Consider the following 22,134-nt stretch of genomic DNA (forward strand, 5'->3'; position numbering starts at 1 on the left):
TCTGTTGCACTGTTCGTCTGTTGCGCTGTTCCACGACTGGGTGGCAAGACCGGTCGGATTCGAACCGACGTCCTCCAGCTCGCTGCTTGGGCGCGACGACCTCTGCGCTACAGCCTTGCCGCGAAGATCATAGCGGTACTCGCCCTGACGTTCGAAGCAATTCCCCTGTGGTCACGGCGGTGGTGGCGGGTGGAGCAGGAGGAGGGCGACGTCGTCACCGCACGACGGGGAGCGCTGGAGCAGGGCGTCGGCCATGGCGTCGAGGTCGCGGGGGTCCTCGCGTGCGAGGTGTCCGGCGAGGACGGCGGTGGCGTCCCCGAGGTCGACACCGGGCGCCTCGATCAGACCGTCGGTGTACAGGGCCAGTACGGCGCCGGGCGGCAGCGGGATCTCGGTGGCCTCGTACTCGGCGCCGGGGTCGATGCCGAGCAGCAGCCCGGGCGGCAGGTCGAGGATCTCGGTGCGGCCGTCGGGCCGGCGCAGCAGGGGCGGCGGGTGGCCGGCGGTGGCCAGGCGGACGGTGCGGCCGGCGAGGTCGAGGTGGGCGTAGACGCAGCTCGTGAACAGGCCCGAGTCGAGGTCGGTGAGCAGCCGGTTGGTGCGGGCGAGGACTTCGGCGGGCGGGGCCCCTGCGGTGGCGTGGACGGCGGTGCGGACCTGCCCCATGAGGGCGGCGGCGTTCACGTTGTGGCCCTGGACGTCGCCGATGGCGGCGGCGACACCGGCTCCGCCGCAGCGGATGACGTCGTAGAAGTCGCCGCCGATGTCCATGTCGCGGGCGCCGGGGAGGTAGCGGGCGGCCACGCGCAGTCCGGGCACGGTCGGGAGGGTGGCGGGGAGCAGGCCGGTCTGGAGGCTGTGGGCGAGCTGGTGCTTGGCGTCGTAGAGGCGGGCGCGGTCCACGGCCTGGGCGATCAGTCCGGCGAGGGAGGTCAGGACGGCCCGTTCGCCGGGGGCGAAGGTGTGGGGGCGCTGGTAGGAGACCACGCAGCAGCCGACGGGGCGCCCGGAGGCGATCAGCGGCAGGAAGGCCCAGGATCCCCTGCCGGTGAGCCTCGGGATGGCCGGGTTGAGCCGGGCCATCTCGCGCGGTGAGGCGAAGAAGAGCGGGGCGCCCGTGGTGAGGGCGCGCACGGTGGGTGCGGTCGCGTCCTTGAAGGGCGGCAGGTCGAGGAACTCGATCACCTCGGGCCGGTAGCCGCGGTGTCCTACGACCCGCAGCCGGCCGCCCTCGGCCAGGGACAGCACGAATCCCTGGGCGTCGAAGGCGGGCATGATGTGATCGGCGGCCAGCTCGACGACGTCCCGCACGCTCGCGGCCTCGGTGAGGGTGGCGGCGAGGTGCATCAGGTCGTAGAGGCCGCCGGTGCCCTGGTGCTCGGACCCCGGTCGATCGACAGTGTCGGCCGTCGCGGCGATCCCGACCGGGGTGATGCGGAGGCTGACACCCGAGCCGTCCGGGCAGAGCCGCAGGTCGAGCCGCCGGTCCGGCGGGCACAGGGCGGTGAACGACGTGGGCCGGTGACTGAGCACGGCGGCCCGGTAACGGTCCTCGAACGCGGGATCGTCCAGCCACGGCAACGCCTCCCACAGCAGCACCCCGGCCAGATCCGCCACCCGGCGCCCCAGCAGCTCCGCGGCCGCCGCGTTGACGAAGGTGATCCGTCCCTCCGGGTCCAGCGCGCAGCAGCCTTCCGGGAGGCGGTTGGCGAAGTCCGCGGCGGCCTGTGCCTCGGCGGGCCCGGCGGTGGGGCCGCGCGCCGGGGCGACATGACGCGGAGCGCGCCCCGGCAGGACCGGCTGCCCGTCCTCGGCGGCCCGCTCCAGCAGCGCGCTCATCCGGTCACGGGCGGCGCCGACAGCCCGGCGCTCATGGGCGCCGAGCCGCGGCGGGCGCGAGCCGGGCCACAGCAGCACCAGCGCACCCCGGACCATCGGCCCGGCCACGAGCGGGGCGGCGGCCAGCGCCACGTCGTACGGCAGCACGAGCGCGGCCTTCGGGTAGCGCCGCGTGAGTTCGGCCTGACTGGCGAGCCACACCAGCCGCCTCTCCCGCACCGCATCGGCCACGGGCCCCGAGGCCGCCACCCTCAGCCGCTCCCAGAGTGCGGCGATCTTCGGCGGCACCCCGCTGGTCGCCGCCAGCCGCAGCACCCGCCCGTCCAGCGACACGAGGTAGAGCAGTCCGGCGGACGCACCCGTCTCACGCACGACCTCGACCAGGCAGGGCCGAAGCGCCTCCAGGACGTGACCGGGCTGCTCCTCCGGTGCCGGGACGGAGTCGGTGCCCGGAAGCGGTGTCGTGGCGACGGCCGCGCGCCCGCGTCCGTACCGGTTTCTCGCCGCCTCTCCCCCGATTCCCAGCCCCGCGCCGATCTGGGCCCAGGTCGCGCCGGCCTGGCGGTCGGCCTGTACGGCGTTGCGTACGAGTTGGTCGGCCAGGTCCGGTACCTCCGCGGCCTCGGCGCAGAGGCGGCCCGCGTCGGAGTCGTGCGCCGGGGAGGGGTCGACCGCCCGTGTCGCCACCGCCTGGGCCCGGTCCAGCAGGTCCGTGCCGGTGAGCAGGGTCGCCCGGCGCGCGTCCGCCGCTGCGCGCCACCGGCGCCGGGCCCGCCAGGCCGCCTGCCGGTGCAGCGGGCCGCAGTACCGTCGGTTGCGGGCGGCGTCGTCCGGTAGCGGCGCATCGCACCAGCCGCACCGAACATCGTCCATATCAGCACAATACGCCCGTCTGGGGCGACGCTGCGGGGCCGGTCCGGCGCGATGCGCACACCGTCGCGATGTCTTTCATGATGCCTGGAGCGCCTTCGGCGTGCCGCCGGGCGAGAGGACGGTGGGCATGAACCGGATCTGCACGATCGGGCATTCCACGCGCGACGTCGACGAGGTGGTGGTGATGCTGCGGAACAACGCGGTCACCTGCCTGGTGGACGTCCGGTCGTTCCCGTCGTCCAGGAAGTTCCCGCAGTGGAACCAGGACGCGATCGTCGAGGCGCTGCCTCCGGACATCGGATACCGGTGGATCCGCGAGCTGGGCGGGCGGCGGCACACGCCGAAGGACGTGGCGAGCGTGAACGGCGCCTGGCGGGTCAAGGCGTTCCGTGACTACGCCGACTACATGGCCACCGACGCCTTCGCGGAGGGGCTGCGCGAGCTGATCGAGCTGGCCGGGCACGAACGGCCGGCGATCATGTGCAGCGAGGCGGTGCCCTGGCGCTGCCATCGCCGGCTGATCACGGACGCCCTGATCGTCGCGGGTGTCGAGGTCGTGAACATCATGTCCCCCACGACGACGGAGCCGGCCGTCCTGGACCGCAACGCCCGTGTCCAGGACGGCCGGTTGACCTACCCCGCGGACGCCAGTACCCCGTGAGAACACTCGGGCTCGGCGCCCGGTCGCGGCAGCTCGGCGCGGCCGAACAGCAGGGCATGGCCCGAAGGGAGCCGGGCGAGGATGCGGTGCAGGAGATCCTCGCCGGCGAGCTGGGCCACGACGCGGAGGACGGTGCCCGTGTCCCAGCGGGTGGTGGCCGCCGTGCCGCCGGTGCGGGCGGCCAGGTCCTTCACGAAGCCCCAGCCGGTGAGCGGTTCGACGGCCGGGATCTCGGAGGTGAAGGCGACCGCGGCCTCGTGCGGCAGTCTGGCCGCCAGCTCCACGCGCTCGTCGCCCGTGAGCTGGCGTCCGAACGCGGCCAGTACGGTGCGCACGACGTCCTCGGCCCGCTCACGCGTGGGGTACGCGCCCTCGTAGCGCACTCTTTCCAGCATCTGCTCGAACGTCATGCCGACGGCGGGCCGGCAGGGTTGTTCCGGCAGCGTGATCATCGGTGATGCGGTCGCCTTTCTCGTCTGCGGGAATCGTTCGGGGACGGCGCGGTCCGTTCAGGGACCGCCCGGTCCGTTCGGGGACGGCGCGGTCATCGTGTGCGCCGTCGGGCTCAGCCGCCGATCTCCTTGCGGGCCGTGCCGCCGCCGATGGCGATCTTGCGGGGCTTGGCGCGCTCGGCGATCGGGATGCGCAGGGTCAGCACGCCCGCGTCGTAGTCCGCCCGGATGTGCTCGGTGTCCAGGGTGTCGGCCAGCACGACCTGGCGGGAGAAGACGCCCAGCGGGCGCTCCGAGAGTTCCATCTGCACGTCGTCGGCCTTGGCGACGGGCCTCCGCTCGGCCTTGACGGTCAGCATGTTCCGCTCGACGTCGATGTCGATCGCGTCCGGGGAGACGCCCGGCAGGTCGAGGGCGATCACATACTCCTCGCCCTCCCGGTAGGCGTCCATCGGCATCGCCGACGGCCGCGACCAGGTACCGGTCGTGTTCAGGAGCTGCTGGGTGAGGCGGTCCAGCTCACGGAACGGGTCGGTGCGCATCAACATGAAAGACACCTCCAGTGTTCGGGTCAGCACGTCGCTGCCAATGCGGTTCACCTGCCATCCGTTGTAACATGTCATCGAAACGATGACAAGTTCAGTGTCATCGAAAGGGTGACACGACATCTCGGAGGATCCATACCCATGGACGATCGGCCCGCCCCCACCCCCACCCCCACCTCCTTCCTCGCCGCCGCCGCAGCGCTCGACTCGATCAACGAGACCCTGCACACGGCCCGGACCCCGCGGCACGGCGAGCCGCCCGAGCCCGTCCCGACCAGCGCCGAGCAGGCCCTCGCCGCGCTGCTCCTGCTCCGCGAGGTGCGCGACCAGCTCGCCGCCTGGGAGCCGGGACTGATCGAGGAGGCCCGTGCCGCGGGCGCCAACTGGGCCGATCTCGCCCACCCGCTCGGGGTCTCCAGCCGCCAGGCCGCCGAGCGCCGCTATCTGCGCGTACGCCCGGGAGGCCCCGGGACGACGGGCGAGGAGCGGGTGCAGGCGACCCGTGACCGCAGGGCCGCCGACCGCACGGTCACGGCCTGGGCGCGTGACAACGCGGCGGACCTCCGTCAGCTCGCCGGCCGGATCACCGCGCTCACCGACCTCCCGGCCTCCGCCCGCACCTCGCTCGCCGCGCTCACCACGGCCCTCGCCGACAACGACGCGGCCGCCCTCGTCAGCCCCCTGACGGCCACGCACGCGTACCTGACGTCCGGGCACTCCGACCTCGCGGCCCGCGTGGACGACGTCGCCCGGCACACCGACCGGCTCCGCCGGGACAGCGGCGACCAGCGGCGCGGCCCCCGCAGACCGGCGGGTTCCTGAGCGGGAACCGTGGGCGGAGCCCCCGGGCGGGCGCGTCCGCCGTGCCGGGCCGATCGGCGGCATCCGGATTATCGTGGTGGTTCATGAGCACCTGGTTGCCGGTCGGTGCCGTGCCCCGTCTCGCCGGTTCGGTGGTCCTCGGGGCCGCAGTCGGCGTGGCCGTCGGGCTGACGACCGACGCGCCGCTGGGCGCCCTGGCCGCGATCGCCGCGATGGAGCTGTTCTTCGTCCTGGCGGGGTGGGTGGTGCTGTGGCCGATGGACGCGGCCGCCACCCATCGCAACGCCCGCCGCGAGGACTTCGAGCCGGTCGTCGAGGAACTCGTGGTGGTCGGGGTGGCCCTGTGCGGCCTGGTCGCGATCGTGCTGTTGCTCCTGCACGGCGACACCTCCGACACCCGGCACGCGGCGACCGCCCTGTGCGGGGTCTTCACGGCCTGGGCCGCCCTGCACCTGATGTACGCGACGCGCTACGCCTACGTGTACTACGAGGACTCGGGCGGCGGCATCGACTTCAACTCGGACAGCCCGCCCGCGTACCGGGACTTCTTCTACTTCAGCTACAACCTCGGCATGACGTACCAGGTGTCCGACACGAACGTCTCCAGCACCACGATCCGCTCGATCGTGCTGCGGCACTGTCTGATGTCCTACGTCTTCGGCACCGGCATCCTGGCGACCGCCATCAACCTGGTCGTGGGAATCGTCAGCAGTTGAGATCAGCAGTCAAAGATCAGCAGTCAAAAGGGAGAACGCATGTCCAGCGAACCCGCGCCGATCAGCAGCGCCGCCCGTGACGCCCTCGAACGGGAACTCGCGGATCTCCACCGGGAACGCGGCGCGGTCGCGGCCACGCTCAAGGACTCCGACATGCAGGTCGGCGACGAGGCCGACGCGGCGGACGAGCTTCAGCGGGCCGACGATCTGACCCGTCTGGACGACCGTATCTCCGAGATCACCACCCGGCTCGAGCAGGCCGACGTGGCGGGGCCGCCGCCCACCGACGTGGTCGGCGTGGGCAGCACCGTGGCCGTGCGGTTCGCCGACGGCACGGTGGAGACCTTCCAGATCGGCGAGACGGCCACGGACGCCGATCCGACGCTCGTCACCGCGGACAGCCCGCTCGGGCGCGCCCTCCTCGGTCACCACGTGGGCGACACGGTGAGCTACGACGCACCCGACGGACCGGCGTCCGCGGTGGTGGTGTCTCTGGGCGAGCCACGGGACTCCCGTGACTGATCGGGACTCCTTCACTCCTCGTATTCGGCTTCCTCGTCCGACGAGGGACCGACCGGCAGTCCGGCCTCCAGACGGTCCTGCCGGGTCCGCTCGGCGAGTTCGTCCTGGTCGGGTCGCCGTGGCATGCCCCTGCCGTGACCGGTGCCCGGGTCGCCTTCGACGGCTCGATTGGACTTGTGGTGGTGCGCCATCCGGAGTCTCCTCCCATGGGTGCCCACGCAGCGGCGAGCACGCGTATGACTCTGCCAGGATATTTCCACTTTGCCCCTCACGTCTCTCCCGCCCGGACGGAAGCCGCTGATCGCCGATGCACCCGCGCCACGGAAGAGAACCCGAAGAACGACGGCCGGACACGCGCACCGGCCCGGTGCTGGACGCCCGGGTGGGCGCCTCGGGCGGTCCCGGAGCGGGCGGGTCCGCCTTCACCGTCGTCGTGGCGACCGCCGCCAACTTCGGTGTCGCCCTCGCCAAGGCCGTCGCCGGTGTCATCAGCGGTTCCAGCGCGATGCTGGCCGAGGCCGGGCACTCGGTCGCCGACACCTGCACCGAACTGCTGCTCCTCGTCTCCCTGAAGCGCAGCAAGAAGCCCGCCGACGAGGACCATCCGCTGGGGCACGCGCCCGAGCGCTACATCTGGGCGCTCCTCGCCTCCGTCGCCACCTTCGTCGGCGGCGGTGTGTTCGCCCTGTACGACGGCATCCACTCCCTGACCCACGGCGAGACCCCGGGCGATCCGCTGGTCTCCTACATCGTGCTCGCCGCCGCCTTCGTCCTGGAGGGGCTCTCGCTGCGCACCGGGCTCAAGCAGGCGTCCGGGCGCGCGGGGTACTTCAAGGTCCCCCTGCTGCGCTATCTGCGCCACACGCCCGACACCGCCGTCAAGGCGGTCGTCATGGAGGACACGGCCGCGCTCGTCGGTCTGGTGCTGGCCGCGCTGGGGCTGCTCGGCGGGCAGCTCACCGGGTCCGGGGTGTGGGACGGCATCGCCTCGATCCTCATCGGGCTGCTGCTCGTCCTCGTCGCGGTGATCCTGGGCCGCGCCAACACCGAACTCCTCGTCGGCCGCGCCCTGCCCGCGTCCGCGCGGGACGCGGTGCGCCGGGAGCTGCTGACGATCCGGCACATCGAGGACGTCATGGAGCTGACGACGCTGGTGCAGGGCCCGGGAGAGATCCTGGTCGCCGCGAAGGTCGACTTCCGCGACCTCTCCAGCGCCGCCGAGATCGAGTGGGCCTGCGAGGAGGCGGAAACCCGGCTCCGCGCGCTGTTCCCGGACATCCGGCGCGTCTACCTGGACCCGACCCCGCCCCGCCGCGACGGCTGAGCCACCTCTACTCCTGAGCGGAGTGACGCGGACCGGCGGCCGCCCGGCTGATCGCCGACTCGACCGCCGCCATCCGGTCGGCGAGCAGGCCGAGCGCCGCGATCGCGCGCGAGAGCTGGTCGTCCTCGGGTCCGCCGAGCGCGGCGGTGCGGACGTGGGCGGCCTTGACGTCGTTCCAGCGGGCCGACTGCTCCGGGGTGAGCGTGCCCCGCAGTTCGGCGAGCTTGAGCAGGTTCGCCTCGGTGCCGGTGGTGAGGACCTGGGCCTCGGCCGCGTAGTGGTCGTCGATCAGCGCGGCCAGCTCGGTGTCGTTCATGACCGGCCGGATCCGCTGCACGATCTTGTTCATGTTGCGGTACGACCCCTGGAGCTGGAAGGGCGGTTCCGTGCGGGCGTCGTCGGACCGGGCCGCCGAGGCGATGTAGGCGGCGTTCACCGCGAGGACCGTCGCGCGGGCGGTGAGGAGGTGGCGCAGTACGGCCAGGATCTGTTCCAGTTCGGCGGTCCCGTAGGGGTGGACGAGCCGGTCGGCGCGGGCCGTGCCGTCGCCCTCGGCGAGCCGGACCAGCAGGTCCAGGTCGGCGCGGTCGCGGCCGGCGAGCGGGGCCAGGACCGGGTGGGCGGTGAGCGCGTTCTCCACGAAGCTGAGCGCGAAGGCGTCCTGCTTGCCGGTCAGGACGTTGCCGAGGTTCCACACGTCGGCCCGGTTGGCGAGCATGTCGGGCACCCGGAAGCGGGTCCCCGACTCGGTGTAGGGGTTGCCGGCCATGCAGACGGCGAAGCGCTTGCCGCGCAGGTCGTAGGTGCGCGGCTCGCCGTCGCGGACGCCCTCGACGCGGCGGGTGGCGTCGCACAGCGGGATGAACTTCTGGAGCAGCTCGGGCGACGTGTGCTGGATGTCGTCCAGGTAGAGGAGGGTGTTGTTGCCCGCCTCCAGCGCGAAGTTGATCTTCTCGACCTCCTGGCGGGCCGTCGCGTTCGGGGCCTCGGCCGGGTCGAGGGAGGTGACGGCGTGTCCCAGGGCGGGGCCGTCGACCTTGACCAGGACGAGGCCGAGGCGGTCGGCGACGTACTCCATGAGGGTCGTCTTGCCGTAGCCGGGCGGGGAGATGAGGAGCAGCAGGCCGCCGGTGTCGGTGCGCCGGGACGCGCCGGTGGTGCCGAGCTGTTTGGCGAGGCTGTCGCCGATCAGCGGCAGGTACACCTCGTCGATGAGCCGGTTGCGCACGAACGCGGACATCACGCGCGGCCGGAACTCGTGCAGCCGGAGCCGGGTCCGTTCGGCGGTCACCAGCTCCGCGCGGCGGCGCTGGTAGGAGCGGTGGCCGGGGACGTCGTGGGCGCGGAAGGCGCGGGTGCGGGCGAGGAACTCGTCCACGCGCAGCGGCAGGGTGCCGGCGGTGACGCGGGGGTGGGAGCCGAGCAGCCCCTCGACCGTCGTGGTCAGCGGCGCGTCGGAGGTGTGGCGGGGCAGGCCGGGGCAGAGTTCGGCGGCCACCGCCTCGGCCAGGTCGCCGGGGGTGGTGCCGGCGCCGGTGGACGCGCTGTACGAGGACAGCCACGCCTCCACGAGCTGTCGGCGCGCGTCCAGCCCCTCGAGGGCGGCGAGGTCGTCGTCGTAGGCCGAAGTGCCCACCGTACGGCGGAACTTGTCGAGGAGGTCGCGGCAGCCGCCGCTGATGACGAAGCCGTCGGGGCCGCCGGTCAGCTCCTCGAACAGGTAGTCGGCGGCCGCGTCGGCGCGCTCTCCGGTGATCGCCCGCGCGAACTCCCGGCGGAGATCGGCGATGGCGGGGGTCAGGCCGAACGTGTCCCGGGCGCGGGCCAGGGAGACCGCGCGCCGAGTCCAGTCCTGGCGGGACTGTTCGGTGGTGCCGTGGGCCCAGAAGACCTGGGCGGCGGCGCGGGCCGCGGGTTCGTGGCGCAGGGGTCCGGCGGTCCGGTGCAGGCGGAGCAGGGCGGTGAGGATCAGGGTCGCGTCGTGGTCATGGACCCCGCGCTCGTAGCCCTCGTCGTAGGCGGCCTCGGCGGCCCGTCGTACCAGGCCGGGCAGGTCGGCCTCCTCCAGGGCCGGTGCGCCGTGCTCGTCCAGCAGCCGGGCGGCGAGGTGTTCGGCGCGGTAGACCTCCGGCGACTCCGACGGCAGGGTGCGGTCCCAGTACGGGCGGGTGGCGGCGAAGCCGGGGTCGGTGACCGGGGCGCGGTAGTCGGTGCCGGTCAGGGAGAGGACGAGGCCGTCGCCGTGCGGGACGAGGGTGAGGTCGAGGGGCTGGGTGTTGACGGCGAACCGGTGGGCGCCCAGGCGCAGGGTGCGGCCGTCGTCGGCGTAGAGGTCGGTGCGGTCGCGAAGGGAGCGCAGGGCGTTCTGGCGGGCGGCCTTGAGGCGGCCGTCGAGTTCCTCGGCCCTGACGGTGTCGCCGAGCCTGCGGAGTTCGTCGGTGATCGCGCGGAGCTTGGCGACCATGGGGTCGGCGGTGAAGTAGGTGGCGATGTCGTCCGCGTCGGCGAGGGCGGCGCCGCGCCGGGTGATCGTGCGCAGGACGCGGGCGGCCGACTCGGCGAGGCGTTCGGCGCGCCGGGCGCCCGCTTCCACGAGCGTCTGCTTGCGGGTGGAGAACGCCTCGTGGATCTCGTCGCGCCGTTCGGCGAGCCGGCCGAGGAAGTCGTCGAACTCGGCGAACCGGGACTCCAGGTTCTCCACCTGGACAAGGAGACGGGCGAGGTGGTCGTCGCACGCCTCGGGGGTGTCGGCGGCGGCGAGCGCGCCGGTGACGGACTGGCCGAGCAGGGCGAACTCGGCGGCGAACTCGGCGCGTCCCTCTCGGTCCAGCAGGGCTCGGCGGCGGGCGTCGAGGACGGCGCGGGCCCGGTTGACGCCGCCGAGGACCTCGGCGATCCGTTCCAGGACGGCGGTACGGACCGTGGTGTCGCCGATGTCGAGGCCCGCGACGACCTCGGTGACCGTGCCGAGCCCCTCGGCGATCCCGTCGAGCCGGGCGGCGAGCGGCGCGGCCTCGGCGACGGTGCCGATCTCCGCCGCCTCGGCGGCGAGTTGCTCGGTGTCGGACCGGTGGCCGGTGAAGGCGTCCTCGTGGGCGAGGTGGGCGACGGCGCGCTGTCCGAAGGAGGCGAGATCGGCCTCGGCGTCGACGGCGAGCGCGTCGATGCGGGCGAGGTCGACGTACCGCAGGTCCTTGAGGGTGAGCAAGTGGCTGTGGGCGCGCCTGAGTTCGGTCAGGCCGCTCACCCAGTCGGCGGCGCCGCGCGGGGTCTCGCCGCGCAACCGCCGTACGACGGCGGCGACCTGGGCCGCCGCCCGGTCCAGGGCGTCGGCGGCCTGGCGGGTCAGGGCCTGGACGGTCTCGAACTCGGCCAGCACCTGTTCGGCGGTGGCCCGTACCTCGGCCAACGGCTCGTGCAGACAGCCGAGTTCGGGCTCGGCCAGCCAGTGGTGGGTGTCGGCGGTCCGGACGCAGGCCGCGGCCAGGGCCTCGTACACCTCGCTCGTCGGGGTGGTCTCGGTGACCGTGCGGGCGAGGGAGAGGCAGTCGGAGATGCCGCGGACGAGGTCGGCGTTGCCGACCCGGGCCAGCGGGCCCGTGCCGACGGCCCGGGAGGCGGCGTGGGTGGCGGAGACGTAGGGCGAGTTCCAGCGCTGGACGGGGTGCACGCGCTGGGGTTCGTCGGCGCCGCCGCGGAGCACGGTCAGGGTGCCGTCGTCGAAGAGGGCCCAGCCGTCGCAGGACAGCGGGGTGGCGACCTCCTTGCGGATGAGGTTGTAGTGCAGCAGCAGACCGCGGCCCGCCGCGCGGGCGTGGAAGGCGAACAGGACGTCCTCGCCGTTGGGCGAGCGCACCGTCCGCTCGAACTCCAGGGGGTCGTCCTCGCCGCCGGTGACGCCGTCGAACGTCTTGTGCGTCCCGGCCGCCAGGCAGTAGCCGCCGGGGAAGACGATGCCCTGGTCCTCGGGGAGCCTGCGGCAGCCCTGTCCGATGCCGTCGAGGCGGACGACGGACCGGGTGAGCGTGTTGAACACCAGGTGGCGGTCGGTGTCCTCCTTGTAGGGGCGGACCCGGATCAGGACGAGTGCGCCGACGCGCGCGTAGGCGATGTCCGCGTCGGCGAGCGACTGGAGCGGCTCGGCGACGGGCTCGGTGTGGATGCCCTCGCCGGTCTCGGTGTCGTTCTCGGTCTTGACGGTGAGGGAGCCGCCGACGGTGGTGACGAACACCTCGCCCTCGACGGACACATGGGGGTGCCGGCCGAGGACGTGGTCCTCCCGGGTCGTCTCCCGCCAGGTGAAGTCGTGGGCGGGCGGCAGGACATGGTCCCGGTCGCCGCGGGCGTCGAGGAAGGCGACCTGCCCGTCGTCGGAGACCGCCCAGCGCAGGACCCGGATGTCGTCGGCCTTCTCACCGGTCTGGAAGACGGCCAGCAGCTTGCCCTCCACCCGCCGCAGCCGCAGCAGCCGGGCCTGGTGGTAGTAGCGGTGCAGGGCCCTGAACTCCCTTACGAATGAGGGGTCGTTCAGCAGGCCGGGCACGGCGTCGTCGGGCAGCCGGCGCATCTCGCGGTCGTGCAGGGCCAGCACGTCGCCGACCGTGGTCTCCGGCCCCCGGCCGGGGACGGTGTTGTAGCCGAGGAGCAGGACACCGGCGACGGCGACGACGTCCCGGGGCACACAGGCCGCGTCCGTGTGGAGCCGCTCGGTGCCCGCCAGTTCCAGCCGCAGCGAGCCGAACTCCTCGATCCGCCGGGTGTTCAACTCCTCGGCGCGGCGCGCGAGTTCGGCGGCCTGCGCGGTGAGCCGGTCGCGCAGCACCTCGTACGTGCCGGTGTCCAGGCCGTACATGCCGGTGTCCGGGCCGTGGCTACGGGTGTCCGGGCCATGCGTACCGGTGTCCGGGCCGATGGTCATGGGTTCCCTCTCAGAACGTCAGAGAAATGCGGTCCGGAGCCGCCGACCCCCGTACGGCGGGTCCGGACCGCGGCCTGTCAGACCTCGGCGCTGCCCTTGGCGCGGCCGTTCCCGGCGCTGCCGTTCAGGGCGGCGAGGGAGGTGTCGGCGATCCCCAGTTCACCGGCCCTGCCGAGCAGTTGCTCCAGGGCGTGGGAGTCGGCGCCGCCGGTCTTCATCAGCTTCATCAGCAGCGCGGACACGGTGAGGTTCTGCACGTCCGCCGTGGAGACCGAGCCGAGGACGCGGCCGAGGTCCTCGGTGAAGTCCGAGGTGCCGTCCAGCCACGGCCGGGCGAGGGCCTGCGCCGTCTGCGAGTGCTGCACGAACCCGTCGATGCCCCGGCCGAGCGAGATCGAGGAGACCAGGCGGTCGAGGAAGACGGACTCCCCGCCGACGATGTTGATGTCGGCGTTCTCCAGACCGGTGGCGAGCACCGTGGCCTGCGCCTCGGCGACCTGCCGCTGCACGTCCAGTCCGGCGAGCCGGATCTCCTTCTCGGCGGCGAGCCGCAGCCGGTACTCCTCGTGCCCGCGGGACGCCTCGTCGAGCGCGGCCATCGCGACGGCCTTCTGACTCAGGCCCTCCGCCTCCGCCTTGAGCTTCTCGGAGATGGCGGTGGCCTCGGCCAGCGCCTTGGCGCGGGTGCCCTCGCCCTCGGCGCGCAGCCGGGCCTCGGTCGCCTCGGCCTCGGCACGGCCGACCTTCTCGATGACCTCGGCCTCCTTGTCGCGGACCTGGACGGCCGCGAGCCCCTCGGCGGCGGTCTCGGCCTGGATGCCCTCCGCGAGCCGCAGCTTGGCCTGCGCGTCGAGGTCGGCGCTCTTCAACCGGGCCTCGGCGAGGGTGAGTTCCTCGGCGGCACGGTGCACCGCGGCCTGCTCGCCGGCCTCGGCGGCCTTGATGTCCTTGACCAGCTTCTCCTGCGCCTCCGCCTCGGCGGCGATGATCACTGCCTGCCGCTGCCGCTCCGCCTCCTCGACCGAGCGCAGCCGCTTGATGGCCTCCTCCTGCTCGGCGACCGTACGGTCCACGGCGATCCGCTCCCGGATGACCTCGGCGATGTCCCGCTTCTCCGCCTCGACCTCCTTCTCGGCGGCGATCCGGGTCAACTGGGTCTCCCGCTCCCGCGCGATGGCCTCCAGCATCCGGTCCTTCTCGATGCGCTCGTTCTCCACGGCGATGACCCGCTCGCGGTTCTTCTGCGCGACGGCGACCTCACGGGCCTGGTTCTCGCGCTGGACGCCGAGCTGCTCCTCCGTCTTCAGGAAGGCGCCCTGCGCGCGCAGCCGCTCCTCCTCCACCACCCGTGCCGTCTCGGCCTCCTCCCGGGCCCGCACGGTCTCGATCTCGCGGCGCTGCTTGATCTCCGCGTCCGCCTGACGGCGCTCCAGCTCCAGGATCGCCTCCCGCGCGTCGACGTTCTGCCGGGTGATCTCCTTCTCCTCGGTGCGCTGGGCCTCGTTGGTGCGGACGTGCTCCACGGCCGTCAGCTCGGTGATCTTGCGGATGCCCTGGGCGTCGAGGACGTTGGCCGGGTCGAGCTGGGTCAGCGGCGTCTGCTCCAGATAGTCGATCGCCGCGTCCTCCAGGTGGTAGCCGTTCAGATCGACGCCGATGACCTCGATGATCCGGTACCGCAGTTCCTCGCGCTTGGTGTAGAGGTCGGTGAAGTCCAGTTGCTTGCCGACGGTCTTCAGCGCCTCGGAGAACTTCGCGTGGAACAGCTCCTGGAGCGTCCGCTGGTCGCTGGCGCGGGCAGTGCCGACGGCCTGGGCGACCCGGATGACGTCCTCGACGGTCTTGTTGACCTTCACGAAGAACGAGATCCGGATGTCGGCGCGGATGTTGTCCTGGCAGATCAGCCCTTCCTTGCCGGCCCGGGTGATCTCGATGGTCTTCACCGAGATGTCCATCACCTCGGCCTTGTGCAGCACGGGCAGCACGACCTGGCCGGTGAAGGTCACATCGACCTTGCGCGTCTTGGAGACGATCAGCGCCTTGCCCTGTTCCACCTTGCGGAACAGCCGGGACACGACGAACAGCACGGCGGTGGCGATGAGGAGGCACACGACGACAAGCACGCCGAGGCCCATGGTCATGGAATCCATGGGAAGTCCTTCACGTCTGGGTGGAGTTGACACCTCGCGCGGCGAGGCGGGGCGGCCCGCGTCGGAGGCGGGCGGCGGGACGTCGGTCGGGGTCGGTCGCCCGGGGCGGTCACCCGGGGCGGCCGGTCGCTCGGTGCGGTCGCGGGGCACGGTGGCGATTCGGGGCACCGGCCGGATCGCGGGCGGGCGGACGGGCTGTGGTGGGGCGTCGTACGGGAGGTTTCGGGCGGCTCACGGCCGACGGTCGAGCGGTGGTCGGGCCACCGTGTCCGCGCGCGGCCGTCGGTGGTTCAGGCCGCCCGGTCGGACCGTGGCCGGACGGCGGTCCGGTCGCAGACGGGGGCCTGGCCACGGGCGGGGGCCTCGCCGCGCACGACGGTCCGATCGCGGGCGGTCGTCCGGCCCCGGGCAGCGGTCCGGCTGCGGGCGGTGGCCAGATCGCGGGCACCCGTCGGGCCGTGGTCGGCCGTCGGGCCGTGGCAGGGGCGACTGCCGGGGTCGTACGGCGTCCCGTCCGCGGGGTCCCGTCGGCGCGGCCCGGTGCGGGCGGACCGGGCAAAGCGCAGCCCGGCCAGTGTGACCACGCACCACCGGGTCGTGGTCAGGGCGAGGAGGGCGGACAGGGCGAGCAGCGCGACCCGCGCCGCGGCCTCGGCCGAACCGGTCAGCCGGAGCCGGTCCAGCAGGACCGACCCGGTGAGTCCGAGGAGCCAGGCGTGCGCGATCACGGCCGAGGCCAGGACGGCGACCGGCACCCCGCGCGACGACCGGGCCAGGCTCGGGGCGTCGGCGTCGAAGTCACGGGCGCCGGCCAGGCCCAGCAGGACCAGCAGCCAGAAGCCGAGGGCGACGACCAGGGCCGAGGTCCAGATGACGTCGGGAAACCGCACGGCGGCGTCGATGACGGCCTGCCTCACGTCCTCACCCCCGACTCGCTCAGTCCTCGCGCCCCGGTGCCCTCCCCGTTGCCGGGGCCGGGCACCGGGACAGCTCCCCGTGTTCCGCCCCTCCATCTTGAACTGCCCATGCCGGACGGCGCATTGCCGAACCCCGGCAAAGTTGACACCGCCTTCGTGCCGGGTGACGGCAACCGCGAATCACATCCCGATCTCCGCGCTTCACGTCCCGGTCTCCGCGCTTCACACCTCGATCTCCGCGACCAGCGCGCACAGGGCCGCGTGTCCGTGCGGTGCCGGGAGGTCGCGGTCCACCGCGCCGAGGGCGCGCAGGGCCCGGGTGCGGGCGCGGGCATTGCGACCGCTGCGGTGGTCGAGGAGCGCCTGGACGTAGCGGGCGGTGAGGGTGGCCCAGGCGTCGCCGCGGACGCCGGGGCCGGCCAGGGCACGGTGGGCGCTGCGGCGGGCGGCGCCGGGCGCGAAGGAGGCTTCGGCGAGGGCCTGGGCGGCCAGACTCATCGCCGCCGAGGGGCCGTTGGGGGTGTGCGGCGGGATGAGGGCGGCGGCCTGCGCGAACTGCTCGGCGGCGGTCCGGGCGTCCCCCTCGCGCAGGGCGATCACACCGTGGACGTGGGCGATGTGGCCGAGGGTGGCGTCGTCGCCGGCCAGTACGGCGCCCGGCCAGGCCCGGCCCAGCAGCACCCGGGCGGTCCGGGGGTCGTGTTCGGCGCTGAGCCAGGCCGCAAGCCACCGCCCGGGGGCCGTGGCCGCGCTGTCCGCCGGGCACAGGGGAAGGAGCCGGGTGAGCAGGTCGAGGCCCTCGCGGGCGTGTCCGTGGACGACCCACCAGAACCACAGGCCGGTCACCGTCTCCAGGGCGGTCTCCGCGTGGACCGCGCGGTGGACGGCCACCCGCAGGAGGGCCGTGATCTCCTCCTGCTCCTCGTGCACCAGACGGACGGCCTGGGACTCGCAGCCGGAGGTCCACAGATGCTGTGCGACGGCCGTCAACTGCCGGCAGCGGGACGCGCGACGCTCCAACGCCGCCTCCAACTCGCCTGCCTCGCGCAGCCGTTCATGGCCGAAGTCCTGGGCGGCGCGCGTCATCCGGTAGCGGGGCGGGCGCGGTCCTCCCGGTTCCCGTACCGGCTCCAGGACGTGGATGGCGGCCAGCCGGGCCAGCAGCGAGGGCACCGCGTGCGGTGCGACGGTGCCGCCGGCACACAGGAACACGGCGGTCGACTCGTCGAAGGCCCCGGCCAGCGCGCTGGCCCTGCCCCACACGATGCGGGCCTCGCGTTCGGACAGCGCGTAGCTGGCGCCGACGGTGTCGCGCAGCGAGCGATGGCGGCGCAGCAGGGGCCGTTCGCTGCGCAGCCAGCACTGGTGGCGTTCCAGTACGTCCGCGAGTTCGCCCACCGGCTGACGTGCCACCTGCTCGGCGGCCAGCTCGATGGCGTGCGGAACGCCTTCCAGGGAACGGCAGATGGCCTCGACCGCCCGGACGCCCTCCGCGCCGGGGCGGAACCCCTCCACCACCGCGCGTGCCCGCCGGAGGAACAACTCCACGGCCGCGGCATGGCCGTTGCCGTCCTCCGGGGCGCTGGTGGTCAACGGCGGTACCACCAGGACCTGTTCCTCGCCCAGGCCGAGCGCGCGCCGCGAGGTCACCAGGACCCGCAGTCCGGGCACGGCCACCAGCAGCCGCTGCACCAGCCCCATGCATTCGTGCTGGACGGGATCAACGTCGTCGAGGAACAGCAGTCCGCCCACGGGCGGCAGCAGGCGCGCCAGTCCTGCGGTGCCCGCCTCGCCGGGGCGCGGGCGTCTGCCGGTCAGCGCCCGGTGCACGGCCGCGGCCAGCGCACCCGGCGCGTCCGGTCCGCCGTACGCGTCCGAAGTCCCGGCGGCACCCGGTCCGTTCCCCGGTCCATGAAACGGCCCGTTGCCCGGGCCGTTCGCGAACTCGTTGCCCTGCCAGCGGACATGGACCACGCGGCGCCACGGGCCGTTCGCCCGCCGGGCGGCCGTGGCGGCCAGGCGGCTCTTGCCCACGCCCGCCCGGCCGGTGACCGTCACCAGATGGTGTCCCGCGAGCAGGTCCCACAGCGCCGTCGACTCCGACTCCCGGCCGACCAGCCCCCCGACCGGCTCACCGCCGTACACCGGCGCCACCGGCGCGCCGGCGACACACTTCCACACGTTCGCACCCTTCCCCGAGATTCGGACACCCGTTGGGGTGGCGCCGCGGCCCGGGGTAGGCGACCCGAGTGCAGAACCGTCACTGCAACGGCGTCACACCATCCCCAACGCGTCACTCTCGGCAAGGTCGCGCTCTTCCTCGCGGGATCACACCCGACGGGGGATTCCTCGAACACCTGAAGGGGTGGCACACTGCGCGCATGTCGTCCCGTGATCCCTTCCGTTCCCCGGCGCCCCGCGCCCTGCGTGACCCCGAAGCCCTGACCGCCCGGCTGGGCGCGGTGCGGACCGAGCCGAGGGTGCGCCCGCTCAACGACTGGGTGGAGAAGCTGCGCGTCCGGCTCGGCGACGGCGAGTCCGTGCCGTGGTTCGACCCCGCGTCCGGCGGTGTCGCAGCCCGCAGTCTGTTCCTCCTGGAAGCCCCGGGGCGCAAGTCCATGGGCGCGGAGGCCGAGTTGCGCCGCACCGGCAGCGGCATCATCTCCGTCGACAACGACGACCCGACGGCCCAGAACTGCTGGACCCTGCGCGCCGAGACCGGGCTCGACTACCGGGAGTCCGTGCACTGGAACGTCGTGCCGTGGTACCTGGGCACGGCGGACCGCATCGCCGCGCCGGGGCGCTCGGAGATCCAGCGCGCGGCGCCCTTCCTCCACGAGGTGATCGGCATGCTGCCCGCGCTGGAGGTGGTCGTCGCCATGGGCCGCAAGGCGCAGGCCGGCTGGGCGGTCTACCGGGAGAGGTACGCGCCGCAGGTGCACACCCTGGAGACCTGGCACCCCAGCCCCCGCGTCTTCGCCTCCCGGCCCACGGCCCGCGCGGAGATCACGGACGTCCTGCGGGAGGCGGCCCGCCTGCTGGAACGCGGGTGACGGGGACCGGTCGGCCGGACCGGACGGCGGGGCCCGTGTGACGGCTACGCTGGCGGGATGATCGAGAACCTTCCCCCCTGTCCGAAGTGCTCCTGCGCGTACACGTACGAGATGAACGCCCTCGTGGTCTGCCCGGAGTGCGGCCACGAATGGGTGCCCGCCGAGACGGACGCCGGTGCCGAGGCCGCCGGTCCCGCCGAGCGTGTCGTGAAGGACGCCGTCGGCAACGTCCTGCGGGACGGCGATTCCGTGGTCGTCGTCAAGGCGCTCAAGGTCAAGGGCAGCCCCTCCGGGATCAAGGCCGGCACCAAGGTGCGCGGGATCCGGCTCGTCGACGGCGTGGACGGACACGACATCGACTGCAAGGTCGACGGGTTCGGGGCGATGCAGCTCAAGTCGAGCGTGGTCAAGAAGGCCTGACGCGCCCCGCGCGCGGGTGTCCCGGGGGCCGGCAGCATGCAGAGTTGCTTATTTTCGCAATTGCTTAGATGCTGTGATGGCTGTGTCCGTAGGTAGCCGCGGGCACAGCCTCGCGCCTTGCCCTGACGCAGGGCGCGAGTAATCACCATCCGTCTCCGGACCCGCCGCGCCTGATCACACCCGATCGCGTCTCGTCGCGCTCCGCCGGAATGATGAATTGCCACATTTCGCAATTGAGCAGATGCTGTAGTCGGCTGTCTCAGCCGTTGAGCCGGCATGCGGCGTCTGCCAGGGAAGTCGAGGTCACCGCCCGATGACGACGACAGCGACCGGCCGGTACTGGGCCCGGGTCTCCGCCCTGCTGCCGGGCCGCGACGACCTGGCGGACGTACGCCGTGATCCGCGCCGCGACCTGCTCGCGGGGCTGACCGTGGCGATCGTGGCGCTGCCGCTCGCGCTCGGATTCGGGGTCTCCTCCGGTCTCGGCGCGGAGGCGGGTCTTGCCACCGCGGTCGTCGCCGGGGCCCTCGCCGCGGTCTTCGGCGGCTCGAACTTCCAGGTGTCGGGGCCGACCGGCGCGATGACGGTGGTGCTGGTCCCGATCGTCGCCGAGTACGGTCCGACCGGCGTCCTCACCGTCGGCCTGCTGGCCGGGATCATGCTCGTCGCGCTCGCCGTGCTGCGGGCGGGCAAGTACATGCGGTACGTCCCGGCGCCCGTCGTCGAGGGCTTCAGTCTCGGTATCGCCTGTGTGATCGGCCTCCAGCAGATCCCGGGGGCGCTCGGGGTGGACAAGCCCGAGGGCGACCGGGTGCTGGTGGTGGCCTGGCACGCGGCCGAGGAGTTCGCCAAGGACCCGAACTGGACGGCCGTCGCGCTCGCGGTGTCCGTGGCGGCGGTCATGCTGGCCGGCGCCCGGTGGCGGCCCACGATCCCCTTCTCCATCGTCGCCGTGATCGCCGCGACCCTGGTGACCCAGCTCGCGGGCCTGGACGGCGCCGCCCCGATCGGGGACCTCCCCTCCGGGCTGCCCGCCCCCTCCCTGGGCTTCCTCGACCTGGGCGCGCTGGGCTCCCTGCTCGCCCCGGCCGTCGCGGTCGCCGCGCTCGCCGCCCTGGAGTCCCTGCTGTCGGCGTCGGTCGCCGACGGCATGACCGTCGGCCGCAAGCACGATCCGGACCGGGAGCTGTTCGGCCAGGGCCTGGCCAACATCGCCGCCCCGCTCTTCGGAGGCGTCCCCGCGACCGGCGCCATCGCGCGCACCGCCGTCAACGTCCGCACCGGCGCCTCCTCCCGGCTCGCCGCCCTCACGCACGCCGCGGTGCTCGCCGCGATCGTCTTCGCCGCCGCGCCCCTGGTGTCGAAGATCCCGCTGGCCGCGCTCGCGGGCGTGCTGCTGGCCACCGCGGTGCGGATGGTCGAGGTGGGCTCGCTGCGGGCGATGGCCCGGGCCACCCGCTCCGACGCGCTGGTCCTCGTCCTCACCGCGGTCGCCACCCTCGCCCTGGACCTGGTCTACGCCGTGATCATCGGCCTGGTCGTGGCGGGCGTCCTGGCGCTGCGGGCGGTCGCCCGGCAGGCCCGGCTCGACCAGGTGCCGCTCGACCGCGGCGACCACAGCGCCGAGGAGCACGCCCTGCTCGCGGAGCACATCGTCGCCTACCGCATCGACGGCCCGCTGTTCTTCGCCGCCGCCCACCGCTTCCTGCTGGAACTCACCGAGGTCGCCGACGTGCGCGTGGTCATCCTGCGGATGTCGCGGGTGTCGACCATGGACGCCACCGGCGCCCTGGTGCTCAAGGACGCGGTGGAGAAACTGCGGCGGCGCGGCATCGTGGTGCTGGCCTCCGGGATCCGCCCCGACCAGCTCCAGGTCCTGGAGTCCGTCGGCGCGCTGGAGCTGCTGCGGCGCGACGGCCGGGAGTACGCGACGACGCCGGAGGCGATCCGGGGCGCCCGCGAGCATCTGGAACTGGCCGGGGTCCTGCCGCCCGGGGTGTCGGGGGGCGGGAAGAGCCCCGTACGGCACAGCGCGAAGCCCGCCGAGTCCCGGCACCGTGAGGAGCCGGCCCGATGACCGTCTCCCCGGCGACGCCGCGCATGGTCGAGGTCTCCGGCGCGGAGGCGTTGTGGCTGGTGGAGGGCAGCGGCCTGGGGCGGCTGGTGTACGGGCAGCGGGGGCTGACCGTCGTACGGCCGGCGCGGCATGTGTGGGAGTACGGGCGGCTGGTCGTCCGGGCTCCCGTGCGGGCGGCCGCCGTGCCCGAGGCGGTGACGTACCAGACCGACGAGATCCAGGCCGCGGCCGGCACCGGCTGGACGGTGACCCTGTCCGGCCCCGCCGAGGTCGTCACCGACCCGAACGAGGTGGCCCACCATCGGCGCACCCTGCCCGGCTGGAGCCATGGGCCGCACGACATCGTGCTGCGGATCCGTCCCACGACGGTGACCGGTTTCCGTCTCCTGCGGGCGGAGGGCTGATGTCCGTACCGACGCAGACGCTCCCGCACCGGCATGTGCTCACCATGCCCAGCACACCGTCCGCGGTCCGGGTCGCGCGCGAGACGGCGCAGCAGGTGATGGCCGAGTGGGGCGTCGCCGCGCGCCACCCGGCGGTCGACCCGGCCCTGCTGATCCTGAGCGAGCTGGTGACCAACAGCGTGCGGCACGCCGCCGACCGGTCCCCGCAGGTCACCGTGATCTACGCGGCCGGCCGGGACTGTCTGGCGTTCGCCGTGCACGACCGCCACCCGTTCCTGCCCCCGCTGTACGGCGCCCTCACGGGGAGCGGCTCGGGCGGTCTGGGCACGGTCATGGAACTGACCCTGGCCCTGGCCGGCACCGCGGTGGTGCGTGCCGACGCCGACGGTCTGGGCAAGAGCGTCTGGATCACCCTCCCGCTCTGACCTCACCGGCTCCCGC

Annotated in this window: 18 protein-coding genes and 1 tRNA gene; 10 read left to right on the forward strand and 9 right to left on the reverse strand. The window is 73.4% G+C overall.

What is annotated here, in order from left to right; genetic code table 11:
* Positions 1-41 precede the first annotated feature (41 nt).
* Positions 42-117, reverse strand: a tRNA-Arg gene (locus tag G6W55_RS00545).
* Between the two features lie 54 nt (positions 118-171).
* Positions 172-2,712, reverse strand: a complete 2,541-nt coding sequence (locus tag G6W55_RS00550) for a SpoIIE family protein phosphatase (RefSeq protein ID WP_175518720.1) — start codon at positions 2,710-2,712, stop codon at positions 172-174.
* A 127-nt stretch (positions 2,713-2,839) separates the two neighbouring features.
* Between G6W55_RS00550 and G6W55_RS00555 the strand changes: the two genes are divergently transcribed.
* Positions 2,840-3,373 carry a DUF488 family protein gene (locus tag G6W55_RS00555; protein WP_175518721.1) on the forward strand — a complete coding sequence of 178 codons (534 nt, stop codon included), beginning with the start codon at positions 2,840-2,842 and terminating at the stop codon, positions 3,371-3,373.
* Here G6W55_RS00555 and G6W55_RS00560 read toward each other — a convergent pair.
* Together G6W55_RS00560 and G6W55_RS00565 are read right to left on the reverse strand one after the other, a co-directional pair.
* Positions 3,346-3,825: a DUF2267 domain-containing protein gene (locus G6W55_RS00560; protein WP_254876041.1), complete on the reverse strand. Its 480-nt coding sequence runs from the start codon at positions 3,823-3,825 to the stop codon at positions 3,346-3,348. The genes G6W55_RS00555 and G6W55_RS00560 overlap by 28 nt on opposite strands.
* 113 nt (positions 3,826-3,938) lie before the next feature.
* Positions 3,939-4,373 (reverse strand): Hsp20/alpha crystallin family protein, encoded by a 435-nt coding sequence (locus tag G6W55_RS00565; protein ID WP_175518722.1) that lies wholly within the window; start codon positions 4,371-4,373, stop codon positions 3,939-3,941.
* 138 nt (positions 4,374-4,511) lie between these two features.
* On the opposite strand from G6W55_RS00565, the gene G6W55_RS00570 reads away from it, so the two are divergent.
* The 3 genes from G6W55_RS00570 (at position 4,512) to G6W55_RS00580 (ending at position 6,430) form a co-directional block, all read left to right on the forward strand.
* Positions 4,512-5,192, forward strand: a complete 681-nt coding sequence (locus G6W55_RS00570; protein WP_175518723.1) for a type III effector protein — start codon at positions 4,512-4,514, stop codon at positions 5,190-5,192.
* 83 nt (positions 5,193-5,275) lie between these two features.
* Positions 5,276-5,908, forward strand: a complete 633-nt coding sequence (locus G6W55_RS00575) for a DUF1345 domain-containing protein (RefSeq protein WP_078636498.1) — start codon at positions 5,276-5,278, stop codon at positions 5,906-5,908.
* Positions 5,909-5,947: 39 nt separating this feature from the next.
* Positions 5,948-6,430 (forward strand): GreA/GreB family elongation factor, encoded by a 483-nt coding sequence (locus G6W55_RS00580; protein ID WP_078636497.1) that lies wholly within the window; start codon positions 5,948-5,950, stop codon positions 6,428-6,430.
* An 11-nt stretch (positions 6,431-6,441) separates the two neighbouring features.
* Here the strand turns inward: G6W55_RS00580 and G6W55_RS00585 are convergent, their stop codons facing one another.
* Entirely contained in the window at positions 6,442-6,621 is a 180-nt protein-coding gene (locus tag G6W55_RS00585) for a hypothetical protein (RefSeq protein ID WP_030782424.1), read from the reverse strand.
* Between the two features lie 116 nt (positions 6,622-6,737).
* On the opposite strand from G6W55_RS00585, the gene G6W55_RS00590 reads away from it, so the two are divergent.
* Positions 6,738-7,754, forward strand: a complete 1,017-nt coding sequence (locus G6W55_RS00590; RefSeq protein ID WP_078636496.1) for a cation diffusion facilitator family transporter — start codon at positions 6,738-6,740, stop codon at positions 7,752-7,754.
* A 7-nt stretch (positions 7,755-7,761) separates the two neighbouring features.
* On the opposite strand, the gene G6W55_RS00595 is transcribed toward G6W55_RS00590, so the two are convergent.
* From G6W55_RS00595 to G6W55_RS00610, 4 genes are all read right to left on the reverse strand, one after another.
* Positions 7,762-12,672, reverse strand: coding sequence for a DNA repair ATPase (locus G6W55_RS00595; RefSeq protein ID WP_175518724.1), 4,911 nt, complete (start codon positions 12,670-12,672; stop codon positions 7,762-7,764).
* A gap of 77 nt (positions 12,673-12,749) precedes the next feature.
* The gene (locus G6W55_RS00600) at positions 12,750-14,822 is read right to left on the reverse strand and encodes a flotillin family protein (protein WP_175518725.1); all 2,073 of its coding nucleotides are present in this window, start codon (positions 14,820-14,822) and stop codon (positions 12,750-12,752) included.
* Positions 14,823-15,112: 290 nt separating this feature from the next.
* The gene (locus G6W55_RS00605; protein WP_175518726.1) at positions 15,113-15,739 is read right to left on the reverse strand and encodes a hypothetical protein; all 627 of its coding nucleotides are present in this window, start codon (positions 15,737-15,739) and stop codon (positions 15,113-15,115) included.
* Positions 15,740-15,961: 222 nt separating this feature from the next.
* A complete protein-coding gene (locus G6W55_RS00610) occupies positions 15,962-17,920 on the reverse strand; it encodes a hypothetical protein (RefSeq protein ID WP_175518727.1) in 1,959 nt (652 codons plus the stop codon).
* 200 nt (positions 17,921-18,120) lie between these two features.
* Between G6W55_RS00610 and G6W55_RS00615 the strand changes: the two genes are divergently transcribed.
* The 5 genes from G6W55_RS00615 to G6W55_RS00635 all read left to right on the forward strand — a co-directional run bounded on the left by G6W55_RS00615 (position 18,121) and on the right by G6W55_RS00635 (position 22,118).
* Entirely contained in the window at positions 18,121-18,792 is a 672-nt protein-coding gene (locus G6W55_RS00615; protein WP_175518728.1) for a uracil-DNA glycosylase, read from the forward strand.
* A 57-nt stretch (positions 18,793-18,849) separates the two neighbouring features.
* Entirely contained in the window at positions 18,850-19,212 is a 363-nt protein-coding gene (locus tag G6W55_RS00620) for a zinc ribbon domain-containing protein YjdM (RefSeq protein WP_217686371.1), read from the forward strand.
* 313 nt (positions 19,213-19,525) lie between these two features.
* Positions 19,526-21,289 carry a SulP family inorganic anion transporter gene (locus G6W55_RS00625; protein ID WP_175518729.1) on the forward strand — a complete coding sequence of 588 codons (1,764 nt, stop codon included), beginning with the start codon at positions 19,526-19,528 and terminating at the stop codon, positions 21,287-21,289.
* Positions 21,286-21,693 carry a pyridoxamine 5'-phosphate oxidase family protein gene (locus G6W55_RS00630; protein ID WP_078636488.1) on the forward strand — a complete coding sequence of 136 codons (408 nt, stop codon included), beginning with the start codon at positions 21,286-21,288 and terminating at the stop codon, positions 21,691-21,693. Before G6W55_RS00625 ends, G6W55_RS00630 begins: the two co-directional genes overlap by 4 nt.
* Positions 21,693-22,118, forward strand: a complete 426-nt coding sequence (locus G6W55_RS00635; RefSeq protein ID WP_078636487.1) for an ATP-binding protein — start codon at positions 21,693-21,695, stop codon at positions 22,116-22,118. Before G6W55_RS00630 ends, G6W55_RS00635 begins: the two co-directional genes overlap by 1 nt.
* Positions 22,119-22,134: the final 16 nt, after the last annotated feature.

Origin of the sequence: Streptomyces sp. CAI-85 (assembly GCF_013363615.1) — a bacterium.
In the GTDB taxonomy this organism is placed as follows: domain Bacteria; phylum Actinomycetota; class Actinomycetes; order Streptomycetales; family Streptomycetaceae; genus Streptomyces; species Streptomyces antibioticus_B.

Excerpts from the sequence above, each read along its gene's own strand:
- G6W55_RS00550 (WP_175518720.1), bottom strand. The coding sequence starts at position 2,712 with ATGGACGATGTTCGGTGCGGCTGGTGCGATGCGCCGCTACCGGACGAC.
- G6W55_RS00555 (WP_175518721.1), top strand. The coding sequence starts at position 2,840 with ATGAACCGGATCTGCACGATCGGGCATTCCACGCGCGACGTCGACGAG.
- G6W55_RS00560 (WP_254876041.1), bottom strand. The coding sequence starts at position 3,825 with ATGATCACGCTGCCGGAACAACCCTGCCGGCCCGCCGTCGGCATGACG.
- G6W55_RS00565 (WP_175518722.1), bottom strand. The coding sequence starts at position 4,373 with ATGTTGATGCGCACCGACCCGTTCCGTGAGCTGGACCGCCTCACCCAG.
- G6W55_RS00570 (WP_175518723.1), top strand. The coding sequence starts at position 4,512 with ATGGACGATCGGCCCGCCCCCACCCCCACCCCCACCTCCTTCCTCGCC.
- G6W55_RS00575 (WP_078636498.1), top strand. The coding sequence starts at position 5,276 with ATGAGCACCTGGTTGCCGGTCGGTGCCGTGCCCCGTCTCGCCGGTTCG.
- G6W55_RS00580 (WP_078636497.1), top strand. The coding sequence starts at position 5,948 with ATGTCCAGCGAACCCGCGCCGATCAGCAGCGCCGCCCGTGACGCCCTC.
- G6W55_RS00585 (WP_030782424.1), bottom strand. The coding sequence starts at position 6,621 with ATGGCGCACCACCACAAGTCCAATCGAGCCGTCGAAGGCGACCCGGGC.
- G6W55_RS00590 (WP_078636496.1), top strand. The coding sequence starts at position 6,738 with ATGCACCCGCGCCACGGAAGAGAACCCGAAGAACGACGGCCGGACACG.
- G6W55_RS00595 (WP_175518724.1), bottom strand. The coding sequence starts at position 12,672 with ATGACCATCGGCCCGGACACCGGTACGCATGGCCCGGACACCCGTAGC.
- G6W55_RS00600 (WP_175518725.1), bottom strand. The coding sequence starts at position 14,822 with ATGGATTCCATGACCATGGGCCTCGGCGTGCTTGTCGTCGTGTGCCTC.
- G6W55_RS00615 (WP_175518728.1), top strand. The coding sequence starts at position 18,121 with ATGTCGTCCCGTGATCCCTTCCGTTCCCCGGCGCCCCGCGCCCTGCGT.
- G6W55_RS00620 (WP_217686371.1), top strand. The coding sequence starts at position 18,850 with ATGATCGAGAACCTTCCCCCCTGTCCGAAGTGCTCCTGCGCGTACACG.
- G6W55_RS00625 (WP_175518729.1), top strand. The coding sequence starts at position 19,526 with ATGACGACGACAGCGACCGGCCGGTACTGGGCCCGGGTCTCCGCCCTG.
- G6W55_RS00630 (WP_078636488.1), top strand. The coding sequence starts at position 21,286 with ATGACCGTCTCCCCGGCGACGCCGCGCATGGTCGAGGTCTCCGGCGCG.
- G6W55_RS00635 (WP_078636487.1), top strand. The coding sequence starts at position 21,693 with ATGTCCGTACCGACGCAGACGCTCCCGCACCGGCATGTGCTCACCATG.